The sequence below is a fragment of the Bacillus sp. FSL K6-1366 genome, from assembly GCF_037976695.1.
GTDB classification, from domain to species: Bacteria; Bacillota; Bacilli; order Bacillales; family Bacillaceae; genus Bacillus; species Bacillus subtilis.
The window spans coordinates 1,944,555-1,965,289 of record NZ_CP150268.1; the positions used below are offsets into that span (position 1 = coordinate 1,944,555).

A 20,735-nucleotide genomic window follows, 5' to 3' on the forward strand; every position below is an offset into this window, starting at 1 on the left:
AATAAAAAACTCCTTTTGCTTCCTTATCTATCATAATGACTTCTCCCTTATTTCACAAGATACCGCAAGAAGGCGTTTTCTTTCTTATTATACGCTTCTCGCCCTGATTTCATTAGGTTTCTGCTTTCACTTGAACGAACAGGTACAGAAAAATTTTTTTAAGTACATTACACTTTTTAAAAGTTAAAAAGATCTTTTGACTCCAGGTATCTTTTCCTTTATTATGAATCAGCTCGAAACATTCCATTCTTGCCCTTGCAGGTATAAAGATTCATTTTCAAAAACATACGCCGATATATTAATTTGAGGGAGATTAGGGAAAAAATGAAACTTTTTGAGCATCTGATCGTCAAATAATCATGTGATTGTCGAAAAAACGGGAAGGGAATTTTTGATATGCTGCAATTAATGAAACAGCTGTATGAAAAACCCGCTGTCAAGTGGACATGTCATACAGGCTTTTATTTGATGATACTGCTTGTTTTGTTTTTTATGTATGGTTTTCACACCGCGAATACCGGTTCATATATTTATAACGATTTCTAATTGGAGAGAGAATAACTATGAAACTTTTACATGCTATTCAAACACATGCGGAAACTTATCCGCAAACCGATGCCTTCCGCTCTCAAGGCCAGTCGCTCACGTATCAGGAATTATGGGAGCAGTCTGACCGCGCGGCTGCCGCGATCCAAAAACGCATTTCTGGGGAAAAGAAATCTCCTATCCTTGTGTACGGCCACATGGAGCCGCACATGCTTGTTTCCTTCTTGGGAAGTGTCAAAGCGGGACATCCTTATATTCCGGTTGACCTGTCTATTCCGTCCGAACGGATTGCGAAAATTATCGAAAGCTCTGGAGCAGAATTGCTGATCCATGCAGCAGGACTCTCAATTGATGCAGTCGGCCAGCAGATTCAGACAGTTTCTGCGGAAGAACTGCTGGAAAACGAAGGCGGCTCTGTCAGCCAAGATCAATGGGTCAAAGAACACGAAACGTTTTATATCATTTACACTTCCGGAAGCACAGGAAATCCGAAAGGCGTGCAGATTTCCGCTGCGAATCTTCAAAGCTTCACAGACTGGATTTGTGCAGACTTTCCAGTCAGCGGAGGAAAAATATTTTTAAACCAAGCGCCGTTCTCATTTGATTTGTCTGTCATGGACCTATATCCGTGCCTTCAATCAGGCGGGACTTTACATTGCGTGACAAAGGATGCTGTGAACAAGCCGAAAGTCTTATTTGAAGAGCTGAAGAAGTCCGGACTGAATGTGTGGACATCAACACCTTCCTTTGTGCAAATGTGCCTGATGGATCCGGGTTTTTCACAGGATCTGCTGCCTCATGCGGACACATTTATGTTTTGCGGAGAGGTTCTTCCGGTTTCTGTGGCAAAAGCGCTGCTTGAGCGTTTTCCGAAAGCGAAGATTTTTAATACGTACGGCCCGACTGAAGCGACAGTGGCTGTCACATCGGTTGAAATTACGGCTGACGTCATCAGCCGCAGCGAATCGCTTCCAGTGGGCTTCGCCAAACCAGATATGAACATTTTCATTATGGATGAACAGGGACAGCCGCTTCCTGATGGAGAAAAAGGAGAAATCGTCATTGCAGGGCCGAGTGTAAGCCGAGGCTACCTTGGTGAGCCAGAGCTGACGGAAAAAGCGTTTTTCTCTCATGAAGGCCAGTGGGCATACCGAACTGGCGATGCCGGCTTTATTCAAGACGGTCAGATTTTCTGCCAAGGACGTTTGGATTTTCAGATTAAACTTCACGGCTATCGAATGGAGCTGGAGGAAATCGAGTTCCATGTCAGACAGTCACAGTACGTTCGCTCTGCTGTCGTGATTCCTTATCAGCCAAACGGAACAGTTGAGTACCTGATCGCTGCTATTGTGCCTGAGGAGCATGAGTTCGAGAAGGAATTCCAGCTGACAAGCGCTATTAAAAAAGAGCTTGCCGCTTCTCTTCCGGCATATATGATCCCGAGAAAATTTATCTATCAGGATCACATTCAAATGACGGCTAACGGCAAAATTGACCGAAAACGCATTGGCGAAGAGGTTCTTGTATGACGCCTTACAGCTCGTTTTTATTCTTTATACTGCTTGGCATTCTTCTTCTGCCGACGATCATTCTCGGCTTAAACGGAAAAAGATTTCAAGCATACAACATGTTCATATCTATCATTATATTGGCTTTAATTTTTTCGCACGACTTACACGGGGTCATCGCGCTGTGCCTGTTTACAATATGGCAGGTGCTCCTGATCAGCGGCTATCTGGCATACCGGCAGAAAGCGAACAGCGGCTTTGTCTTTTGCGGGGCTGTTATCGCGTCTATTCTGCCTTTATTTCTGTCAAAAATATGGCCGTTTCTTTCACACCCGCAGCCGCATCATCCGCCGCATAACCTGATCAGCTTTTTAGGGATTTCATATTTAACCTTTAAAGGCGTTCAGCTGATTATGGAAGCAAGAGACGGACTGCTGAAAGAACAGCTGCCATTGCACCGCCTGCTGTATTTCATCCTGTTTTTCCCGACGATTTCCTCCGGCCCGATCGACAGATACCGCCGGTTCGTCAAGGATGAACAGAAGGCTTGGACGAAAGAAGAATACGCCGACCTGTTGTATACGGGAATCCATAAAATCTTCATCGGTTTCCTGTATAAATTTATTATCGGCTACGCGATCAATACGTACTTCATCATGAATCTTCCCGCAATCACGCACAATAAGATTCTTGGGAACCTGCTGTACATGTACGGCTACAGCATGTATTTATTCTTTGATTTCGCCGGCTACACGATGTTTGCCGTCGGGGTCAGCTACATTATGGGCATTAAATCACCAGAAAACTTTAATAAACCATTTATCAGTAAAAATATTAAAGATTTCTGGAATCGCTGGCATATGTCTCTGTCATTTTGGTTCAGAGATTATGTGTTTATGAGATTCGTATTTTGGATGACTAAGAAAAAGTGGATCAAAAACCGTATGGCCGTCTCAAACATCGGGTATTTCCTGCTGTTTATGCTGATGGGGGTTTGGCACGGGCTCGCGCCGCAATATATCATTTACGGCCTCTATCACGCCGTGCTGATGACGTGTTACAACTTTTTCGAGAAGTGGAATAAGAAATATAAATGGCTGCCGTCCAACCGCTGGACAACCATTCTCGCTATTGTGATCACATTCCACTTCGTTTGCTTCGGGTTTTACATTTTCTCAGGAAAACCATTTCATCACCACCATTAAAGGAGATTAGAAAGCTATGGATTTTAAACAAGAGGTATTAGACGTTTTAGCAGAGGTTTGCCAGGATGACATCGTAAAGGAAAATCCTGATATTGAAATTTTTGAAGAAGGTTTGCTTGATTCTTTTGGAACAGTAGAATTGCTGCTTGCGATTGAAAACCGTTTTGATATTTTAGTGCCGATCACTGAATTTGACCGGGACGTTTGGAATACACCTAACAACATTGTAAATCAGCTGTCTGAGTTGAAATAATGAAAAAGCGTTTTTTCGGTCCAATTATTTTGGCGTTTATTCTATTCGCAGGCGCCATCGCAATTCCATCTTCATGGCTGACAGGCTTCATCACCGATAAGCGTGTGAAAGAGTCAGCAACAGCCTTGAATCCGAGTATGTTTCAAGGGCTATATTTACAAGATCAGATGCTCAAAGATCCGACATATCTTCCGATTTACGGGTCTTCTGAGCTTTCTCGGCTGGACGAGTTCCACCCATCTAATTATTTTCAGGTAAACAATGAGGGATTCACGCCATACCTTGTCGGCAAAGGCGGATCCCAGTCATTGATTCATTCTTTAAACTTCGCTGCCCATATGGATCAGCTGAAGGGCAAAAAAATCGTATTCATCGTGTCTCCGCAATGGTTTATTAAGCGCGGGTCTGATGAACAGCATTTCGCGCCGAACTATTCTGCGCTGCAAGGGCTTGATTTGGCATTTAACGATCAGATCGATCCTGAAATTAAAAAGAAAATGATGAAACGCATGCTTCGCTTTAAGGCTGTGCAAAACGATGCCATTCTTTCTGAGCTGTACAAAGCAATGGTAAACGGTCAGACGTGGAAAGTGAACGCGCTGAAGCCGGCGGCGAAAGTGTATTACAGCATGCTGGAAAAGAAAGATCTGTATTATTCAACGACAGAATCATCCGGGCCAAAGCGCTATATCTCGCAGTCAGTAAAGGATAAGTCATGGTCTGAATTGAATAAACTAGCGGATCAATCAGGCAAACGCCACTCCGGTTCTAACGATTTTCACATCGACAACCCTGTCTATAAAAAGCTGAAGCCGAAAGTGCCTAAGCTGAAAGGGAAAAACAAAGGAAGATCGTATGCGGTGTCACCGGAATATGGCGACTTTGAAATGATGCTCGATATCCTGAAGGATGCGGGCGCAGAGCCTATGTTTGTCACCATTCCTGTTAACGGGAAATGGTACGATTACACGGGCTTCCCGAAAAAAGGACGCACTGACTATTACAAAAAGGTAAATAAACAAATCAGAGCGAAGGGCTTCCAGGTTGCTGATTTCTCAGGGCATGAATATGACCCGTATTTCATGAAAGACACCATTCACATCGGCTGGAAAGGCTGGGTGTATGTTGATAAAGCTATTGACGAATTTTATAAAACCGGAAAAGTCACTTCATCCTGAGCATCTCATAGGACGCGGCTGCATATTTCCTGCTAAGATTTGAAATAGTAAAGGAATCACAGCCAACTTAATTAAGAGGTGTTACATCCAATGAAGATGACAGGCAATACGGTTTTAATCACAGGGGGTTCTGCTGGCATCGGGCTTGAATTTGCCAAGCGCCTGGTGGAGCTCGGCAATGAAGTTATCATTTGCGGACGCAGCGAAGCACGTCTTGCAGAAGCGAAGCAGCAGCTCCCAAACATCCATACAAAGCAATGTGATGTTGCAGACCGTTCGCAGCGGGAAGCATTGTATGAATGGGCTTTAAAGGAATATCCGAACTTGAATGTTCTCGTCAACAACGCCGGCATTCAAAAGGAAATTGACTTTAAAAAAGGGACAGAGGAGCTTTTTGTGGACGGTGATGAAATTGAACTTAATTTCCAAGCGCCTGTCCATTTATCCGCCCTTTTCACACCTCATTTGATGAAGCAGCCCGAGGCGGCAATCGTTCAGGTCACATCCGGGCTTGCGTTTAACCCGTTAGCTGTTTATCCGGTGTACTGCGCAACAAAAGCGGCACTTCACTCGTTCTCGCTTACGCTCAGACACCAGCTCCGCGACACGAGCGTGGAAGTGATTGAAATGGCACCGCCTATGGTGGACACGGGCTTAAACCAAAAATCACGCGATAAACAAGGCCTGACGTACCGGGGCATTTCATCTGAAGAATATGTTCAATATTTCTTGGACGGCTTGAAGGAAGGCAAACAGGAGATTACAAATGAACGTGTTGAAGGTCTTCGGGATGCCACTCGCGCCGATTATGACAGATTATTCGAGCATATGAACACGCAGGAGAATTAATTTCTCCTGCTTTTTTCATATGAATTTCTTACAAATTTGAGCAAACCTATTGCGATTATTTGTTGAAGGTATACAATAGAATATAATTATTTTCAAATAAGTTTGATAATATAAACAATTTAACAGCAGGGAGATTGACCATGACTAAACAAACGATTCGCGTTGAATTGACATCAACAAAAAAACCGAAACCAGACCCAAATCAGCTTTCGTTCGGAAGAGTGTTTACAGACCACATGTTTGTAATGGACTATGCGGCAGATAAAGGTTGGTACGATCCAAGAATCATTCCTTATCAACCCTTATCAATGGATCCGGCTGCAATGGTCTATCACTACGGCCAAACCGTGTTTGAAGGGTTAAAGGCTTACGTGTCAGAGGATGACCATGTTCTGCTTTTCAGACCGGAAAAAAATATGGAACGCCTGAATCAATCAAACGACCGCCTCTGCATCCCGCAAATTGATGAAGAACAGGTTCTTGAAGGCTTAAAGCAGCTTGTCGCAATTGATAAAGACTGGATTCCAAATGCGGAGGGCACGTCCCTTTACATCCGTCCGTTCATCATCGCAACCGAGCCTTTCCTTGGTGTTGCGGCATCTCATACGTATAAGCTCTTGATCATTCTTTCTCCGGTCGGCTCTTATTACAAAGAAGGCATTAAGCCGGTCAAAATCGCTGTTGAAAGTAAATTTGTCCGTGCGGTAAAAGGCGGAACAGGAAATGCCAAAACCGCAGGGAACTATGCTTCAAGCTTAAAAGCGCAGCAGGTCGCCGAAGAGAAAGGATTTTCCCAAGTGCTTTGGCTGGACGGCATTGAGAAGAAATACATCGAAGAAGTCGGAAGCATGAACATCTTCTTCAAAATCAACGGTGAAATCGTAACGCCGATGCTGAACGGAAGCATCCTGGAAGGCATTACGCGCAATTCAGTCATCGCCTTGCTTAAGCATTGGGGCCTTCAAGTTTCAGAACGAAAAATTGCGATCGATGAGGTCATCCAAGCCCATAAAGACGGCATCCTGGAAGAAGCCTTCGGAACAGGTACAGCAGCTGTTATTTCCCCAGTCGGCGAGCTGATCTGGCAGGATGAAACACTTTCGATCAACAACGGTGAAACAGGAGAAATCGCAAAAAAACTATATGACACGATTACAGGCATTCAAAAAGGCGCTGTCGCAGACGAATTCGGATGGACGACCGAAGTCGCAGCGCTGACTGAAAGCAAGTAAGAAAAAAGCCGGCCCATTACAGGCCGGCTTTTTTTACGCTTCAATTTTGTTGAAAAACTGCGGCAGATACGCTTTGTGCGCCTCCAGCATTTCGTCTAAAATCTGTTTGGCCACAGTATCGGACGGGACAAGCGGGTTAATCGTCATGGCAAGGAGTGCAGTTTGGTAGTCACCTGTAACTGCCGCTTCTGCCGCGACACGTTCAAAGGATTTGATTTGCTGGACGAGGCCACGGACAGACACCGGCAAGTCGCCGACAGCAATTGGCTTAGGGCCAGTTTTCGTCATCACACAGTTCACTTCAACTGCGGAATCGTCTGGAATGCTCGCTATTGCACCATTATTGATTGTGTTCACCGGCTGAATGTCATGTTTATCATTATAAATGGAGCTGATTAAGTTACATGCTGCATCACTGTAGTAAGCTCCGCCCCGTTTTTCCAGCTGCGGCGGTTTGATCGCAAGGTTCGGATCTTTATAAAGCTCGAACAGCTCTTTTTCGACCTTCTGTACGACTTCTGCGCGGGTGCCCTCCGTTTGTGATGCTTCCAGTTCGTGCTCCAGCATCTCTTTTGTTTTGAAATAGTAACGGTGATAGCCGCAAGGGATGACATTGAGCGCTTTTAAGAAATCCGGTTCCCATTCGGCGCCTGAGATATTTTTCATTGTCATCGCGTTTTTCGGGTCGCCCATCGCCTCGATGACTTGCTCCTTCACACTTACGCCGTCCAAGAAAACATCCAGCCCAAATACCATATGGTTCAGTCCGGCGAATTGGACTTCTACGCGGTCCACATCTACATCAAGCGCTTTGGCTACGCCCATTTTGATGCCGATTGGAACATTACAGAGACCGACGACTTTCTTCAGGTTGGAGTAGCGAAGCAAGGCTTCTGTTACCATGCCGGCAGGGTTTGTGAAGTTAACAAGCCAAGCGTTCGGGCAAAGCTCTTCTATGTCCTTTGCGATCTCAAGGATGACCGGAATTGTGCGCAATCCTTTAAACAGGCCTCCCGGGCCGTTTGTTTCCTGGCCAATCACTCCGTATTTTAGCGGAATGCGCTCATCCTTTGCTCTTGCCTGCAAAAGTCCGACACGGAATTGGGTCGTGACAAAGTCTGCGTCTTTCAGCGCTTTTCTCCGGTCGAGCGTAAGATGAATGTCGATCGGGACGCCAGCTTTTTCAACCATCCGTTTGGCGAGTGTGCCGACAATATTCAGCTTTTCTTCGCCCTCGGGGATATCGACGAGCCATAATTCGCGCACAGGCAGCTCATCATACCGTTTAATAAACCCTTCCACTAGCTCGGGCGTATAGCTTGAACCTCCGCCAATCGTTACAATCTTCAATCCTTTTGTCATATGCTTGCTCCCCTTTGCTCGGTGATTTTTTCATATAACTCAATGATCTCTGCAGCCATATCCTTCACTGTCATTGCATTCATTAAATGATCCTGTGCATGAACCATCAGAAGCGTCATTTCCGTCTTTTCTCCGCTCGCTTCATTTTGGATCAGCTCTGTCTGATAATGATGGGCTTTTGACAATTCTTCAGCAGCGTCTTGAAGCTTTTTCCGCGCTTCTTCTGCGTCACCGCTTTTCGCAGCGGCAATGGCCTCCATTGCGGAGCTCCTACCGTTTCCTCCGTGAAGGATGATTTGAAAAATGATTTGTTCCATTTCCTCATTCACGCGATTCACTTCCTTTCTCTACAGAGCCGCTTCTTTGTCATCTGATGCTGCAGGCGTTTGGACCAGCTCCAGATCGTTTTCTTCTTTCAGCTTCTGCTTATCCCACATTCTGAAGAATGGATAGTAGACAACAAAGGACACGGCAATATTAATGGCTTGCATGACCGCACCTGAGACTTTTCCTCCTGTCGCCAAGTAGCCTGAAAAGATCGGCGGCATGGTCCACGGCACTGCGATACCCGCCGGTTTTGCGACAAGGCCGGTGCTCATTCCGATGTACGTAAGTGTCACTGTGACAAGCGGTGTGATGATAAACGGAAGTAAGAGCATTGGGTTCATGACGATCGGCATTCCGAATATAATCGGTTCGTTAATATTGAAGATGGCCGGGCCGACCGCAAGCTTCCCGAGCTGCTTCATTTGTTTGCTTCGGGCGCGCAGGAACATCGTGACAACCAGTGCCAATGTGGCGCCGCTTCCGCCGATATTGACCCAGATATCGAAAAATTGCTGGGTGAAAATCTTAGGAAGCTCCTCACCGGCTTGGAATGCGATCCGGTTGGCATCCATTGCGCCGTACCAAATCGGTGCCATGACGCCGCCGACAATGTTTGCACCGTGAAGGCCGCAGGCCCATAAAAGCATTTTGACGGCTTCGGCGACAAGGCTTCCTCCAAGGCTTCCTCCCAGAATGGAAAGCGGAGTCCCCAATAAAACGCTTACAATATTATGAAGGCTTTCAAACGGTGTCGCTTCAACAATCAGCCGGGCTGCCCAAATCAGGAAGATGACGGCAAAGCCGGGGATTAACGCGACAAATGACTTGCTTACCGCCGGCGGAACACCATCCGGCATTTTGAAGACTAAATTGCGCTGGATAATGAGGCGGTAAATCTCTGTGGACACCATTGCGATAATCATGGCGACAAACAGGCCTTTGCTTCCCATAAGCGAAAGCGGAATCCCGCCGCCAACCATGATTTCTTTCGTCGCGCCATCCGGCATAAACGGCACTTGATAAGGTGTTGCTAATAAAAATGCCGCAAGGGAAATGGCTCCGGCCGACAAGGCATCAACGCCGTATTTCTCGGCGAGCCGGTAGGCGATGCCGAACGCGGCGACAAGACCCATAATTTCAAAGGTCGCGTCGACTGGGTAGGCCAGTTTTTCAGACCAGGAGCTGCCAAACGTTTTTGCCATAAACTCAGCGTATCCCGGGATCGGGAGGTTGCCAATGATGAGGAAAAAGGAACCGATGATAATCAGGGGCATCGTGAGGATGATACCATCACGCAGCGCCTGCAAATGACGCTGTCCCGCAATTCTTCCCGCTATAGGCATGACCTTTTCTTCTAAGATCTGATTGACTTTATTCACATAGCCCGCCCCTCTCTATGACACATGTCCAAGCTGTTCAGCTGATTTCAGCACTTCCGCCCCATTGCACGTGCCATAATGGACGGTATTAATGACGTCTACCGGAACCCCCTTTGACTCTCCTAATTTTTTGAGCTGTGGAAGCATGTAACGGACTTGCGGACCGAGAAGCAATACATCCGCTTTATCGATATGATTTTGTACAGAATCGCCTGAAACTGCCCAAATGGTATAGTCTTTTCCCTGTTCCTGCGCACTTTTTTCCATCTTGCTCACCAGTAAACTAGTAGACATGCCTGCTGCACAAACGAGTAATATATTCATGTAAAAGACCCCCTAGAGTTTGATCAATTTTGTAATGTCCTGCTGTTGCTATCATCATATTATGAAATCGCTTTCATAAACACTCAGGGTTTTTCCGCAGGCAACGGAAAAAAGGTATATACAGGCTGTCAGCTCAGCATTTTTTGGTCAAACACATCCGAAAGCTCTTGATATGAACGGCATTTGATCAGCTGGTTCACCGCCGCCGGGTCATCCAAAATGCTGCCAAGCAGTTTATACATGCTTTGCAAATCCGCTTTGTTCTCCTTTTCGACACAAAGCAGACAGACAAACTGAACTCGCTGACTCTCCCAATCGATTGGTTTTTTGAGCGTACAAACGGCCCAAAACGTTGTTTTCGTCTGCGGAACAAGCGGGTGCGGGATGGCAACAAGATTGCCAAAACACGTTGGCGACATGTCTTCTCTTTCAAAAATGGAATCTATGATTTCTTCATCGGCAAAGCCGCATTCGACCACTTTCTGCCCTAAAAATTGAATCACTTCTTCTTTTGAGCGCAGATCCTCCTGAAAAAAAACGAGTTCTTTTTTTAGGTAGCGATTGGCTTTTTCCTTTTCATCACTCAGAATAGATTCTATTTTTGTAAAGTCAGTTCCGCCTAAGATGGTGTTAACCTTCAGTACTGGTACAGGGAGCTCTTTTTTAATCGGAATGGTGCTGATGACAAAATCAATTGATTCGTAGGACATTTGATCAAGACTATAATACTCAGCCGTTCCAAGAATATCGAGCCGCTTGCCGAAATGGGAACGCAGTTTTTCGCGCAGAAGCTGGGCGCTTCCGGCTCCCGATGCGCATACAATGATACAGCGTTTCGGCGGGCTTTCTGTTTTTTTTCGTTCAATCGCGGCGCCAAAGTGGAGAGCCAAATATCCAATTTCGTTTTCATGAATCTCAATACCCGTTTGTTCCTTTATCACGATTCCGGCAATGATCCCGGCTTCAAAAGCGAGTGGATAATGTTCCTTGATCGCTGCCAGCATCGGATTTCGAAGATTCATGCCGTATCGGTTGCGGCTGATCGCCGGCTTCATATGCAGTGCCAAGCCGATTTTCAGCTCTTTGTCATGCAGGATGCCAAGCTTCAGTTCACGATCAACAGCTTTGATCATGGCAAGTGTCAGCTGATCGGTTTCCTCTTCTATTGAAAATGTGTCCTCTCCGCATTGTGATTGTGTCATTCGTTTTGTGCCAAGGAGATGCATGGTGATGTAGGCCGTCTCGTCTTTCGGAAACGTAACGGCAAGCTTTGATTCCAGCTCTTTTACGATGGCTTCTGCAGCCTGGTACTCCTTTTGATGCAGGATATGATCCATATCTTTCGGGAAAAGAGAAACATAGTTTTCCGTTCTGATCCGTTTACAGGCGATAGCGATATGGATAATGAGGTTATTCAGTCCCATGTTGGACAGAGGGATGCGGTCGTTTTTCATTTTTTTCAAGATGGCGGAACGGATGATCTCAATTTCTTCTTTTGGCAAAATATCAGCCTTTTCATTTAAAACATCTATCTCCGTTTCTCTTTCATCAACAATGTACTCCGCCATGCAGTACCTCATCTGCACCTCGTCCCCGCGCAGCTTGAAGCCGTAATTCGGACGTGTTTCCATGACGATGCGGTAAGGCAGCAGACGTTTCTTTACTTCCTTTAAATCCGTTTGGAGTGTAGATTTTGAGATAAATAGTTCTTCAGCAAGTTCATCGAGCTTGAGATAATGGTCCGCCAGCAGCAGACGTTTCATAAGATAGGCCATTCTCTCCTCCGGCAATACCGGCAGGCCCTTTTTTTGCTGAAATTCATCTTGCAGCAGTGTTCTGAATACTTGCTCGTCATCAATGCGGAGCTTGTAGCCGGAGCCTCTTACAGATTGTACAAAGGCACCGTGGCCGCTTAGCACACCTTGAAGTTCCTTTATATCATTGCGGACTGTCCGCGTCGTTACGTTTAATTGCGCGGCAAAAAACGAACTTGTCACCGGGGCTTCAGCCGCCATCAGCAAGCGCAGAATATCACGTAGTCGCCCATGAAGCATGAGAAAAACCTCCTAACTAGTAGATGCAGGGATTCAGTGAATAGGCAGAAAGGATGATGAAGGGATGCGAAATGTATATAAATTCTATAATGGAGAGAATGGCAAGTCAATGAACATCCGGAGGACTAGAGGGAAAACTGACCTATAAAAAAACAGCCGGGATCAGCCGGCTGTTCTAGATGCGGACATATTCTTTTGTTTAGACGCCTTGCGGTCCTTCATGATTTTTCGAACAATCGGGTAAATGACCGGCGCCCATTTGATAACGGTTTTGATCATCTTTTTCAAAGCTCCGATTCTCCCTTCTTTTTTCTCAACCATTCCCCTGATTGCCTCTTCCTTAAACATGCTAACGCGACACGTACCTGTTTCCCGTCACCCAGAAACGCCATGGATAATCGCGTGCCTCCCCGCTGTTGTCAATGCCGATGCGCGGGCCGGTTGAAATTGCTTCCGGTGTGTACCCGCTTTCGATGTAAAGCGGCTGTTCCGTGATCCAGCGTCCGTAGTCATTCATCGTGACGCCAAGCGCTTTCGTCAGCTTTCCTGGTCCGTTTGTCCATTCCCTCGGACTCCTGCCCGGCCTTCTCTCCTCCATTAACAGCTGGCCTTCATGCGGCTCAATCGCCCTGATTAATACTGCTTGCGGGACATCCTCTTCCGCCGCAACGACATTCAGCAATGTATGGGTGTGCATCACGTATGTATATACCCGCCCAGCTTCTGCAAACATGATCTCAGTCCGCTTCGTCCGGCGGTTGTTAAAGCTGTGGGCCGCTCTGTCTCCAGCCCCCATATAGGCCTCTGTTTCCACAATATAGCCTGACGCTGTGCCTTCGTCTGTTTCTTTTACAAGAAGGCAGCCCAGAAGCGATGGGGCAAGCTCAAGAGCGGTTTTTTGATAAAACGTGATGGGCAGCGGATTTTTTTCTCTCGTCACGAATCGACCTCTCCTTTTACCGATTTTTGTACATTGTACCATTCCCGAAGCAGATCAAAAAAAACGGCTGTTTTAAAATCTTTCCATTCAGGGAATATTGTTACCGTTCAAAAAAGGAGGGCCAACCATTGAAAGATGATCATCAAAACAAGCAGCACCAATCAAATGCCCAAGGGAGCGAGGAAGCGTTTTCTCATAAGACATCCGGGAAAAACGAGTCAGAGGATACCTTAACGAATAGGCAGGGGCATCCTGTTACTGACAACCAGAATGTGAGAACCGTCGGGAATAGAGGGCCTACAACACTTGAGAACTATGATTTTCTCGAAAAGATCAGCCACTTCGACCGGGAACGCATCCCAGAGCGGGTTGTTCATGCCAGGGGAGCAGGTGCACATGGATATTTTGAAGCGTACGGAAGCTTCGGAGACGAACCGATTTCAACATACACAAGGGCCAAGCTCTTTCAGGAAAAAGGCAAGAAAACACCGGCATTTGTCCGTTTTTCAACTGTGAATCATGGAAAACACTCGCCTGAAACATTGAGAGACCCGCGCGGTTTTGCTGTAAAGCTATATACAGAAGACGGAAACTGGGATTTGGTCGGAAACAACCTGAAAATCTTTTTTATCCGCGACCCGCTGAAATTTCCGGATCTTGTACACGCATTTCAGCCTGATCCAGTGACAAACATCCAGGATGGTGAACGTATCTTCGATTTCATTTCTCAATCTCCTGAAGCGACACACATGATCACCTTCTTGTTTTCGCCTTGGGGCATTCCGGCCAACTACCGGCAAATGCAGGGTTCAGGCGTACATGCCTATAAATGGGTGAATGAGGAGGGCAAGGCCGTTCTCGTGAAATACCATTTTGAACCGAAGCAGGGCATCCGCAACCTGACACAGAAGGAAGCAGAAGAGATTCAAGGGAAAAACTTTAACCATGCCACACAGGATTTATATGACGCGATTGAAAATGGCGATTATCCAGAGTGGGAAGTGTATGCACAAATCATGAGCGATGATGAGCATCCTGAACTGGACTTTGATCCTCTTGATCCGACAAAACTGTGGTATAAAGACGATTTTCCATGGAAACCGATCGGCAAATTGGTTCTGAACAAAAATCCGGAAAACTACCATGCGGAAGTGGAGCAAGCTTCATTTGGAACGGGGGTGCTTGTCGACGGGCTTGATTTTTCAGACGACAAATTGCTCCAGGGGCGTACGTTTGCCTACTCTGATACGCAGCGCTACCGTGTAGGCGCAAATTACCTGCAGCTTCCGATCAACTCGCCGAAAAAGCATGTCGCCACCAACCAGGAAGGCGGGCAGATGCAATATCGGGTCGATAGAGCAGAAGGACAAAACCCGCACGTCAACTATGAGCCATCCATTATGGGCGGGCTGAAGGAAGCGAAGCAGGACGGAAAAGACCATACGCCGCATGTCGAAGGTGATGTAAAGCGTGAAGCGATTGACAGAACAAACAACTTCGGACAGGCTGGAGAAACGTACCGGAGATTTACTGAATTTGAGCGGAACGAATTGATTACGAATTTGGTGAATACGCTTTCTACGTGCCGAAAAGAAATTCAGGATCAAATGATTGAGAATTTCACAAAAGCTGATCCTGACTACGGAAAACGTGTAGCAGAAGGGCTAAAAAAGGTTTCCGAAAACAACAGCAACGGGCCGATCGGCACAACTGAAACGGAACAGGCTGCAAAGCAGGCTGAACAGGAGAGCCATCCATCTGATCCGTATTAACAACAGCGAACAGGGCTTTTTTTGAAGCCCTGTTTTTTTATTTTTCTATTGAAACGCTTTCAACAATTGTGTTGTACTGGAAGGAAAGGGGTGGAGAGATAAGATGGAATTACAGCAGGACTTGATTCCTCAGAAAAAAACAATCGGCGCCTTAGATCACGCCGTTTTTTTATGCATGGTATTTTGTTTCTGGTTTTCAGGCTATATTTACGTTCCTGTATTCAGTCTGTATTTGGAGGATCTGCACTTTTCATATGGCGCAATCGGCATCATTCTCGGCAGCTACGGGGTCACGCAAATCCTTCTGCGATTCCCGCTCGGCCTTTTGTCAGACATCCTGTTTTCCTTGCGCAAGCAATTGTTAATTGCCGGGTTCGGCTTTTCCGTCCTCAGCAGCCTGCTTTTTCTGATGTTTGATTCTTTCTTCTTCGTGCTGGCCGCCCGGCTTTTCGCGGGAATCACTGCTTCTACGTGGGTGATGGCGACCATTTTATACGCACATTATTTCAACAATGGCAATGCATCAAAAGCAATGGGCATCATGCAGTTTTTTACCGTCATGCCTCAGTTTGCCAGCATTGTGTTCTGCGGGCTCGCCGCAGCCCATTTAGGGAGGCAGGTTCCTTTTTGGATGGCGCTGGCAGCTTCTGCCGCAGGTCTGGTGATCTGCTGCTTTATTAAGGATCCGTCTGCTCCTCCCGCAAACCGTGGCACCATTCGTGTCAATCAGTACATCAAAGATACATTGCGGCTGCCAAAGCTGAAGCTTTTCACCATCCTGTCTATGACGGCCCATGCCATATTATTTATGACAGTGTTTGGTTTTACGCCGCTTTACATGGATCAGCTCGGAATGGGCGACGCGGAGCTGCTTTGGGTGATGAGCGCCTTTTTCCTCCCACACGCAGCCGCCACATTAAGCTTTGTGTTTCTGCGCTTTACAAGCCTTATCGCTTACTCCGTGATGCTCATTAGTTTCGCTGTCACCGGGGTCTGTTTGCTATATGTTCCTTTTTCAGCTGCATTGTTCACGGTTTGCATCACACACGCCTGTATCGGGCTGGCGCTCGGCTTCGTTTTTCCTCTGCTGCTAAGCCATGTCGTCGAAATCAGTTCTGCCCGTTTAAAAATGTCAGTGATGGGGTTTTATCAATCATTTTATGCGCTAGGCATCTTCCTCGGGCCCCTTCTTGCCGGAAAAATCGCACAGCTTGTCGGGCTTGCGGGAGTTTTTTATGGAGCCGGGTCTCTGGCATTTGCCGCCTTTTTTGTGATGCTCGCGCAAAAACGTAACATGATCAATTAATAGCTTTCATACCGCCGGAAGCGCCACACAGAAAACACGGCCAGAAGCATGATGCACAGAATGGAGAAAGTGAGTGACCATCCGAAAAAATCTGCCCGCTCTCCATGAAGAAGGATATGCTCCGCCTGCTTGCAAATCTCAGCCGGAAGCCACTTCGCACCATCTGGAAATAATGAAACAGCAAAGGAAACGGCTGCTGTGAGCCCGATCCCGCAAGCCGCAGCTGCTCCGACAGACCGGAATATCGTACTTCCGGCAAGGCCGGCGGTCACAATAAATATCACCCAAAGCGCGTAAAGGCCAAGGCTTGCGGCAAAGCGGCTGAATGATGCGTCCTCAAACAGCAGCCGGACGTAATAGTAAGCAAGCCCGTATCCAGCTGCAAACGACATAATGCCGATCACGCTTTGGATGAGCCATTTACTCACGATATAATGGGCTGCCGTCACAGGCCGCGACATAATCAGCGCTGTTACCCCTTGATTTCTTTCATTGGCTACACTGCCCATCACGCTAAAGATGACCAGAGCCATGCCAAGCGTGTTGAATTGAGAAAGCGTGCTGACCATCACTTCAGACCCGGAGGGCATCGTAAAACTGATTTTCATGCCGTCAGGAAGGTTCCCTCCATGTGCGATGATTTCCGGCATATAATAAATGGTCAGCGGCTGTGTCAGCCCGACGATCATCATCGCAATCGGCAGCCAAATCAGCTTGCCGCTTTTCCATCCTTCCAGCCACTCCTTCTGCAATAGCGCCATCATCACCTTCATGCGTGCACCACCTTTAGATAGACGTCTTCTAGAGACTCCGTTTTCTGTTCAAAGCGGGTGACGGTCAATCCCTTTCGGATACAGTCACTTAATAATGACCGGCCAGCGTGTATATCAGGCAGCTCGAAAACCGCTTGGGACGGATTCTTATAGACAATAGCTGAGACGTAAGGCTTCTCTTCAAGCCAGCCTTCCAGCTTCTCTTTCACTGAAAGGGTAAAAACGTTCGTTTGCTGCTGTTGTTTCAGCTCCTGTAACTCGCCTTTCCATGAAATCTCACCGTTTTTCATAATCACCACTTGATCACACACCTGTTCTGCATCGTGCAAAACATGTGTAGAAAACAGAACGGCCATATGCTTTTTCAGCTCCCGCATCATGTCCAGCACCTCGAACCGTCCTGTCGGATCAAGCGCAGACACCGGTTCATCCAATATCAAAAACTTCGGTTTATTGAGCAGTGCCTGTGCCAGACCGAGTCTTTGTTTCATGCCTCCTGAATAGCCCCCGATCTTTTTGTGCGCCGCTTCGTGCAAACCCACAAATTCCAGCATCTCGCCGATTTCCTCTTGGCATTTTCTCTTCGAAAGGCCGGACAGTCTCCCCGCAAATGTCAAAAATTCATTTGCGGTCATCCAGGAATAAAAAGCTGGATACTGCGGGAGGTACCCAATCAAACGCCGATCCGGCTTTTTTTCTCCTAACAGCTTAATGTTTCCGGAGGTTGGCGAAAGCAGACCGGCCAGCATTTGCAGAGTCGTGGTTTTGCCGGCTCCATTGGGACCTAATAGCGCGACACACTCGTTTTCATTCACGTGAAAACTGATATTCTTTACAGCTTCATGATGCCTGTACGATTTGCATAATGATTCAATAGACAGCATATCGGCTTACCTTTGCTTTCTGCCGACGGTGAAAAATAAAATCGGCCCGATAATATTGATACATACGATGATTGCAGCCCACATCCACTTTGGCCCGTTCGTCCGCTCTTCTTTTATACAGCTGATAAGGGCAAACACCGCCAAAGCCAGCTGTAATACAATCAGCGGCAAAATCATTTCCCAAGAAATATTCATTGCTTGATCCCCCTTTTCTTCCGATCCGGCCTAATGACAAAAAAGTAATAACAAATCAGAGGCATCGGTGCTTGAATCAATCCGACAATCCCCCAAACCCATGCCATGTGATTACGTTTTTTCGCATCAATAAATAAAAAGATTCCCTGCGCCAATACGATGAGACAAGCCGCAACCGTTATGATAATTTCTGTTTGTGTCATCCGCGTTTCACCTCGCATTCGCCGAGATGCCTTTTTTTCTCAGCCGCAATCAAAATCGGCAGCACCGCAAGCACACAAACCTGAAGCACAATAAACACAGCAGGAGCTTGAGTGAAAGCTAAGATTGCAGCACTCACAACCATCAGCGCGCAGAATACAAATAAAATGATCTCTTGAAGAAGTTTTTTTCTGTATTCAGCTTTCATTTGTGACAGCTGGTGAAGCAGTTCTTTTTGATTCGGTATAGAGGGATTGGCTGTTTGATCAATTTTTTTCCATTCTGACTTTAAATGATCAGAAAGCTTTTCTTTATTCATCATCCCACTCCTTTCTGATTTGCTGGAGCCCTTTATGAACTCTGGACTTTACAGTGCCTTCTTTGATTTGAAGCATCACCCCGATTTCAGCGTAGGTATAGCCGTAGTAATGCCTTAATAAAACCGGTGTGCGCAGTTTAGGGTCCAGCTTTGAAAACAGATCGAGCGTTTCGCTCCACTCTGCCCCTTTCGCCGACACGTCCCACTTGATCTTGCGGATTGTTTCCTCCGTAACTGTCTGATTCCGTTTCCATTCTCTCTTTCTCTTTTTCTGGTGATCGAGATAGAGCCGCGATGCAATGGAGATCAGCCATGTGGAGAATTTTGAACGGCCCTGAAAGCTTCTTAAATGGATGTACCCTTTCAGAAAGGTTTCCTGAACAAGTTCCTCGCTGAGATCGGGGTGAAGGGAAAGCTTTAACAAGTATTTATATAAGAAAGAATAGTGATAGTGGAAAAGGGCTGTAAACGCCTCGTCGTTTCCCTCTTTCGCCTGCTGGATCAGCCGCTGTTCTTCATGTGTATCCAATGACCGTGATCCCCCCTTTTTTGTTTTTCTGCCTTATGAGACGACACCGGATTCAAAAGCGTTCATCTTTTTTACAATTCTTTTCAGCCATTGACAGATCAGGCTTCCCGGCCGTTTGGCTGCATATCCTTATTTGTAAACCCTCTTATAGTCTGTTAAGCTATGACTTTATGTAGATTTCAAAAAAACATCCAATATGGAGGACGATGCATTGAAAGTAGAAAGGCGAACGATTGAATATATTCCGAATGAAGAAAGACATGGTAAAGCGAAAGATTTATTTCCCGTATGGTTCGGGGCTAATATGCATATCACCACGTTAGTGACCGGCACGATTCCCGTTGCAATGGGACTTAATCTGTTTTGGAGTGTTGCCGCTATTATTTGCGGAACCTTAATCGGTGCCATATTTATGGCGTCTCATTCCGCGCAAGGCCCTCAGCTAGGCATCCCGCAAATGATTCAAAGCCGTGCCCAATTCGGCGTAATCGGAGCGATTCTTCCCCTCTTCTTAGTCATGTTTATCTACCTTGGTTTCTTCGCAAGCAGTACGATTCTGGCGGCCGGAACCTTAAGCAGCTTTGTTCCCATCCCGGGATCATGGAGCATTATAGGCTTAAGCGCCGTATGTTTTTTACTCACCATTTTCGGCCATGATTTGATTCACAAAATGCAAAAAATCCTTTCTTGGACCTCTTTTGCTGTATTTTTTGCTGCAACGATTCTCATTTTTCAATTGCCGATTCCAGCAGGCAGTTGGATTCCCGGAGCGATTGATCTGCCAATTTTCTTGGTGGCAGTCAGCGCAGTTGCGACGTGGCAGCTTGCCTACGCGCCGTATGTTGCCGATTATTCAAGATATCTGCCAGTTAAAACACCGGCTTCAAAAACATTTTGGTACAGCTATGCAGGTACATCTGTCAGCTCCATCTGGATGATGCTGCTCGGCGCATTGCTGACAACCTCACTTCCTGACTTTACGGCAAACTCAGGCAGCCAGATTGTCCAATTGTTCGGTCCCTTCTCGTTTATTATGCTGATCATTGTGTTATTTGGGCAAATGGCAATCAATGTTTTTAACCTGTATGGGGCCTTCATGTCCACGACAACAACGCTGGAGCCGTTTCTGAAATTAAAAGTCACGCCCAAAGTCAGAATCATCATGATCCTGGGTGTCACGCTTGTCGGCACAGTCTTAAGCCTACTGGGACAGAGCAATTTTATGGAGCTGTTTTTGAATTTTATCTTTTTCATCAGTTATTTCTTAATTCCGTGGACGGCAATCAATTTAGTCGATTACTACTTCGTTCGCCACGGAAAGTATCAAGTCAAAGCCATGTTCGACGTAAACGGGCCTTATGGAAAGGTCAATTGGATCACCACAATTGCGTTCGTTCTGTCTATCTTGCTGGAAATTCCGTTTATCAACACAAGCTTTTACATCGGACCGCTTGCCAAAATGTTTGGCGGCGGAGACATCGCATGGATTATCGGCTTGGCCGTGCCTTCTGTGCTTTACTATGTATTAATGAAACCGCGTCTGAAAAAACGGGCGGGGTATCAAGAAAAGCTGTCTTCTCTCTGAAGACAGCTTTTTTA

The 20,735-nt window shown here is 46.4% G+C and carries 24 protein-coding genes; 10 read left to right on the forward strand and 14 right to left on the reverse strand.

Annotated elements, in window-relative coordinates; genetic code table 11:
* Positions 1-112: 112 nt before the first annotated feature.
* Complete coding sequence (locus MHI44_RS10170; RefSeq protein WP_003227332.1) at positions 113-247, reverse strand: hypothetical protein; 135 nt, start codon at positions 245-247, stop codon at positions 113-115.
* Positions 248-396: 149 nt separating this feature from the next.
* Between MHI44_RS10170 and MHI44_RS10175 the strand changes: the two genes are divergently transcribed.
* From MHI44_RS10175 to MHI44_RS10205, 7 genes are all read left to right on the forward strand, one after another.
* Positions 397-546 carry a teichoic acid D-Ala incorporation-associated protein DltX gene (locus tag MHI44_RS10175; protein ID WP_003227330.1) on the forward strand — a complete coding sequence of 50 codons (150 nt, stop codon included), beginning with the start codon at positions 397-399 and terminating at the stop codon, positions 544-546.
* 17 nt (positions 547-563) lie between these two features.
* Positions 564-2,075, forward strand: coding sequence for a D-alanine--poly(phosphoribitol) ligase subunit DltA (gene dltA / locus MHI44_RS10180; protein WP_041054155.1), 1,512 nt, complete (start codon positions 564-566; stop codon positions 2,073-2,075).
* Positions 2,072-3,259, forward strand: a complete 1,188-nt coding sequence (gene dltB, locus MHI44_RS10185) for a D-alanyl-lipoteichoic acid biosynthesis protein DltB (RefSeq protein WP_003227327.1) — start codon at positions 2,072-2,074, stop codon at positions 3,257-3,259. Before dltA ends, dltB begins: the two co-directional genes overlap by 4 nt.
* Positions 3,260-3,275: 16 nt before the next feature.
* Positions 3,276-3,512, forward strand: a complete 237-nt coding sequence (gene dltC, locus MHI44_RS10190) for a D-alanine--poly(phosphoribitol) ligase subunit DltC (protein ID WP_003227325.1) — start codon at positions 3,276-3,278, stop codon at positions 3,510-3,512.
* A complete protein-coding gene (gene dltD, locus MHI44_RS10195; RefSeq protein ID WP_003227323.1) occupies positions 3,512-4,690 on the forward strand; it encodes a D-alanyl-lipoteichoic acid biosynthesis protein DltD in 1,179 nt (392 codons plus the stop codon). Before dltC ends, dltD begins: the two co-directional genes overlap by 1 nt.
* 90 nt (positions 4,691-4,780) lie before the next feature.
* Positions 4,781-5,539, forward strand: coding sequence for an SDR family oxidoreductase (locus MHI44_RS10200; RefSeq protein WP_041334503.1), 759 nt, complete (start codon positions 4,781-4,783; stop codon positions 5,537-5,539).
* A 140-nt stretch (positions 5,540-5,679) separates the two neighbouring features.
* Entirely contained in the window at positions 5,680-6,771 is a 1,092-nt protein-coding gene (locus MHI44_RS10205; RefSeq protein WP_339203429.1) for a branched-chain amino acid aminotransferase, read from the forward strand.
* 33 nt (positions 6,772-6,804) lie between these two features.
* On the opposite strand, the gene licH is transcribed toward MHI44_RS10205, so the two are convergent.
* From licH to MHI44_RS10240, 7 genes are all read right to left on the reverse strand, one after another.
* Positions 6,805-8,133: a 6-phospho-beta-glucosidase LicH gene (licH, locus tag MHI44_RS10210; RefSeq protein ID WP_003244285.1), complete on the reverse strand. Its 1,329-nt coding sequence runs from the start codon at positions 8,131-8,133 to the stop codon at positions 6,805-6,807.
* Positions 8,130-8,462, reverse strand: coding sequence for a PTS lichenan transporter subunit IIA (licA, locus tag MHI44_RS10215; RefSeq protein ID WP_014478379.1), 333 nt, complete (start codon positions 8,460-8,462; stop codon positions 8,130-8,132). The genes licH and licA overlap by 4 nt, the downstream gene beginning before the upstream one ends.
* 18 nt (positions 8,463-8,480) lie before the next feature.
* On the reverse strand, positions 8,481-9,839 hold the full coding sequence (licC, locus tag MHI44_RS10220) for a PTS lichenan transporter subunit IIC (RefSeq protein ID WP_015250911.1): 1,359 nt from the start codon (positions 9,837-9,839) through the stop codon (positions 8,481-8,483).
* A 15-nt stretch (positions 9,840-9,854) separates the two neighbouring features.
* Positions 9,855-10,163: a PTS lichenan transporter subunit IIB gene (licB, locus tag MHI44_RS10225; RefSeq protein ID WP_003218755.1), complete on the reverse strand. Its 309-nt coding sequence runs from the start codon at positions 10,161-10,163 to the stop codon at positions 9,855-9,857.
* Positions 10,164-10,291: 128 nt separating this feature from the next.
* Positions 10,292-12,217 (reverse strand): transcriptional regulator LicR, encoded by a 1,926-nt coding sequence (gene licR / locus MHI44_RS10230; protein WP_069703607.1) that lies wholly within the window; start codon positions 12,215-12,217, stop codon positions 10,292-10,294.
* A 162-nt stretch (positions 12,218-12,379) separates the two neighbouring features.
* Positions 12,380-12,538 carry a hypothetical protein gene (locus MHI44_RS10235; RefSeq protein ID WP_009968374.1) on the reverse strand — a complete coding sequence of 53 codons (159 nt, stop codon included), beginning with the start codon at positions 12,536-12,538 and terminating at the stop codon, positions 12,380-12,382.
* Between the two features lie 28 nt (positions 12,539-12,566).
* Positions 12,567-13,157: a DNA-3-methyladenine glycosylase gene (locus MHI44_RS10240; RefSeq protein WP_003227303.1), complete on the reverse strand. Its 591-nt coding sequence runs from the start codon at positions 13,155-13,157 to the stop codon at positions 12,567-12,569.
* A gap of 128 nt (positions 13,158-13,285) precedes the next feature.
* Here MHI44_RS10240 and katX point away from each other — a divergent pair, with 128 nt between their 5' ends.
* Together katX and MHI44_RS10250 are read left to right on the forward strand one after the other, a co-directional pair.
* Entirely contained in the window at positions 13,286-14,929 is a 1,644-nt protein-coding gene (gene katX, locus MHI44_RS10245; protein ID WP_003243042.1) for a catalase KatX, read from the forward strand.
* A gap of 103 nt (positions 14,930-15,032) precedes the next feature.
* The gene (locus MHI44_RS10250; protein ID WP_339203431.1) at positions 15,033-16,235 is read left to right on the forward strand and encodes an MFS transporter; all 1,203 of its coding nucleotides are present in this window, start codon (positions 15,033-15,035) and stop codon (positions 16,233-16,235) included.
* Here MHI44_RS10250 and MHI44_RS10255 read toward each other — a convergent pair.
* Genes MHI44_RS10255 through sigY form a run of 6 tightly spaced genes read right to left on the reverse strand, consistent with a single transcriptional unit; the run spans position 16,232 to position 19,136 of the window.
* Positions 16,232-17,008, reverse strand: coding sequence for an ABC transporter permease subunit (locus MHI44_RS10255; protein ID WP_003243335.1), 777 nt, complete (start codon positions 17,006-17,008; stop codon positions 16,232-16,234). The two genes, MHI44_RS10250 and MHI44_RS10255, sit on opposite strands and share 4 nt — an antisense overlap.
* Positions 17,005-17,892, reverse strand: a complete 888-nt coding sequence (locus MHI44_RS10260) for an ABC transporter ATP-binding protein (protein ID WP_339203432.1) — start codon at positions 17,890-17,892, stop codon at positions 17,005-17,007. Before MHI44_RS10260 ends, MHI44_RS10255 begins: the two co-directional genes overlap by 4 nt.
* 6 nt (positions 17,893-17,898) lie before the next feature.
* A complete protein-coding gene (gene yxlE, locus MHI44_RS10265; protein ID WP_003227293.1) occupies positions 17,899-18,087 on the reverse strand; it encodes a sigma Y negative regulator YxlE in 189 nt (62 codons plus the stop codon).
* A complete protein-coding gene (gene yxlD, locus MHI44_RS10270) occupies positions 18,084-18,290 on the reverse strand; it encodes a sigma Y negative regulator YxlD (RefSeq protein ID WP_003242917.1) in 207 nt (68 codons plus the stop codon). Before yxlD ends, yxlE begins: the two co-directional genes overlap by 4 nt.
* Positions 18,287-18,607 (reverse strand): YxlC family protein, encoded by a 321-nt coding sequence (locus MHI44_RS10275; protein ID WP_003227289.1) that lies wholly within the window; start codon positions 18,605-18,607, stop codon positions 18,287-18,289. The genes yxlD and MHI44_RS10275 overlap by 4 nt, the downstream gene beginning before the upstream one ends.
* On the reverse strand, positions 18,600-19,136 hold the full coding sequence (gene sigY, locus MHI44_RS10280; RefSeq protein ID WP_015250905.1) for an RNA polymerase sigma factor SigY: 537 nt from the start codon (positions 19,134-19,136) through the stop codon (positions 18,600-18,602). Before sigY ends, MHI44_RS10275 begins: the two co-directional genes overlap by 8 nt.
* A 211-nt stretch (positions 19,137-19,347) precedes the next feature.
* On the opposite strand from sigY, the gene MHI44_RS10285 reads away from it, so the two are divergent.
* Positions 19,348-20,721: a cytosine permease gene (locus tag MHI44_RS10285; protein ID WP_003244111.1), complete on the forward strand. Its 1,374-nt coding sequence runs from the start codon at positions 19,348-19,350 to the stop codon at positions 20,719-20,721.
* Positions 20,722-20,735 lie beyond the last annotated feature (14 nt).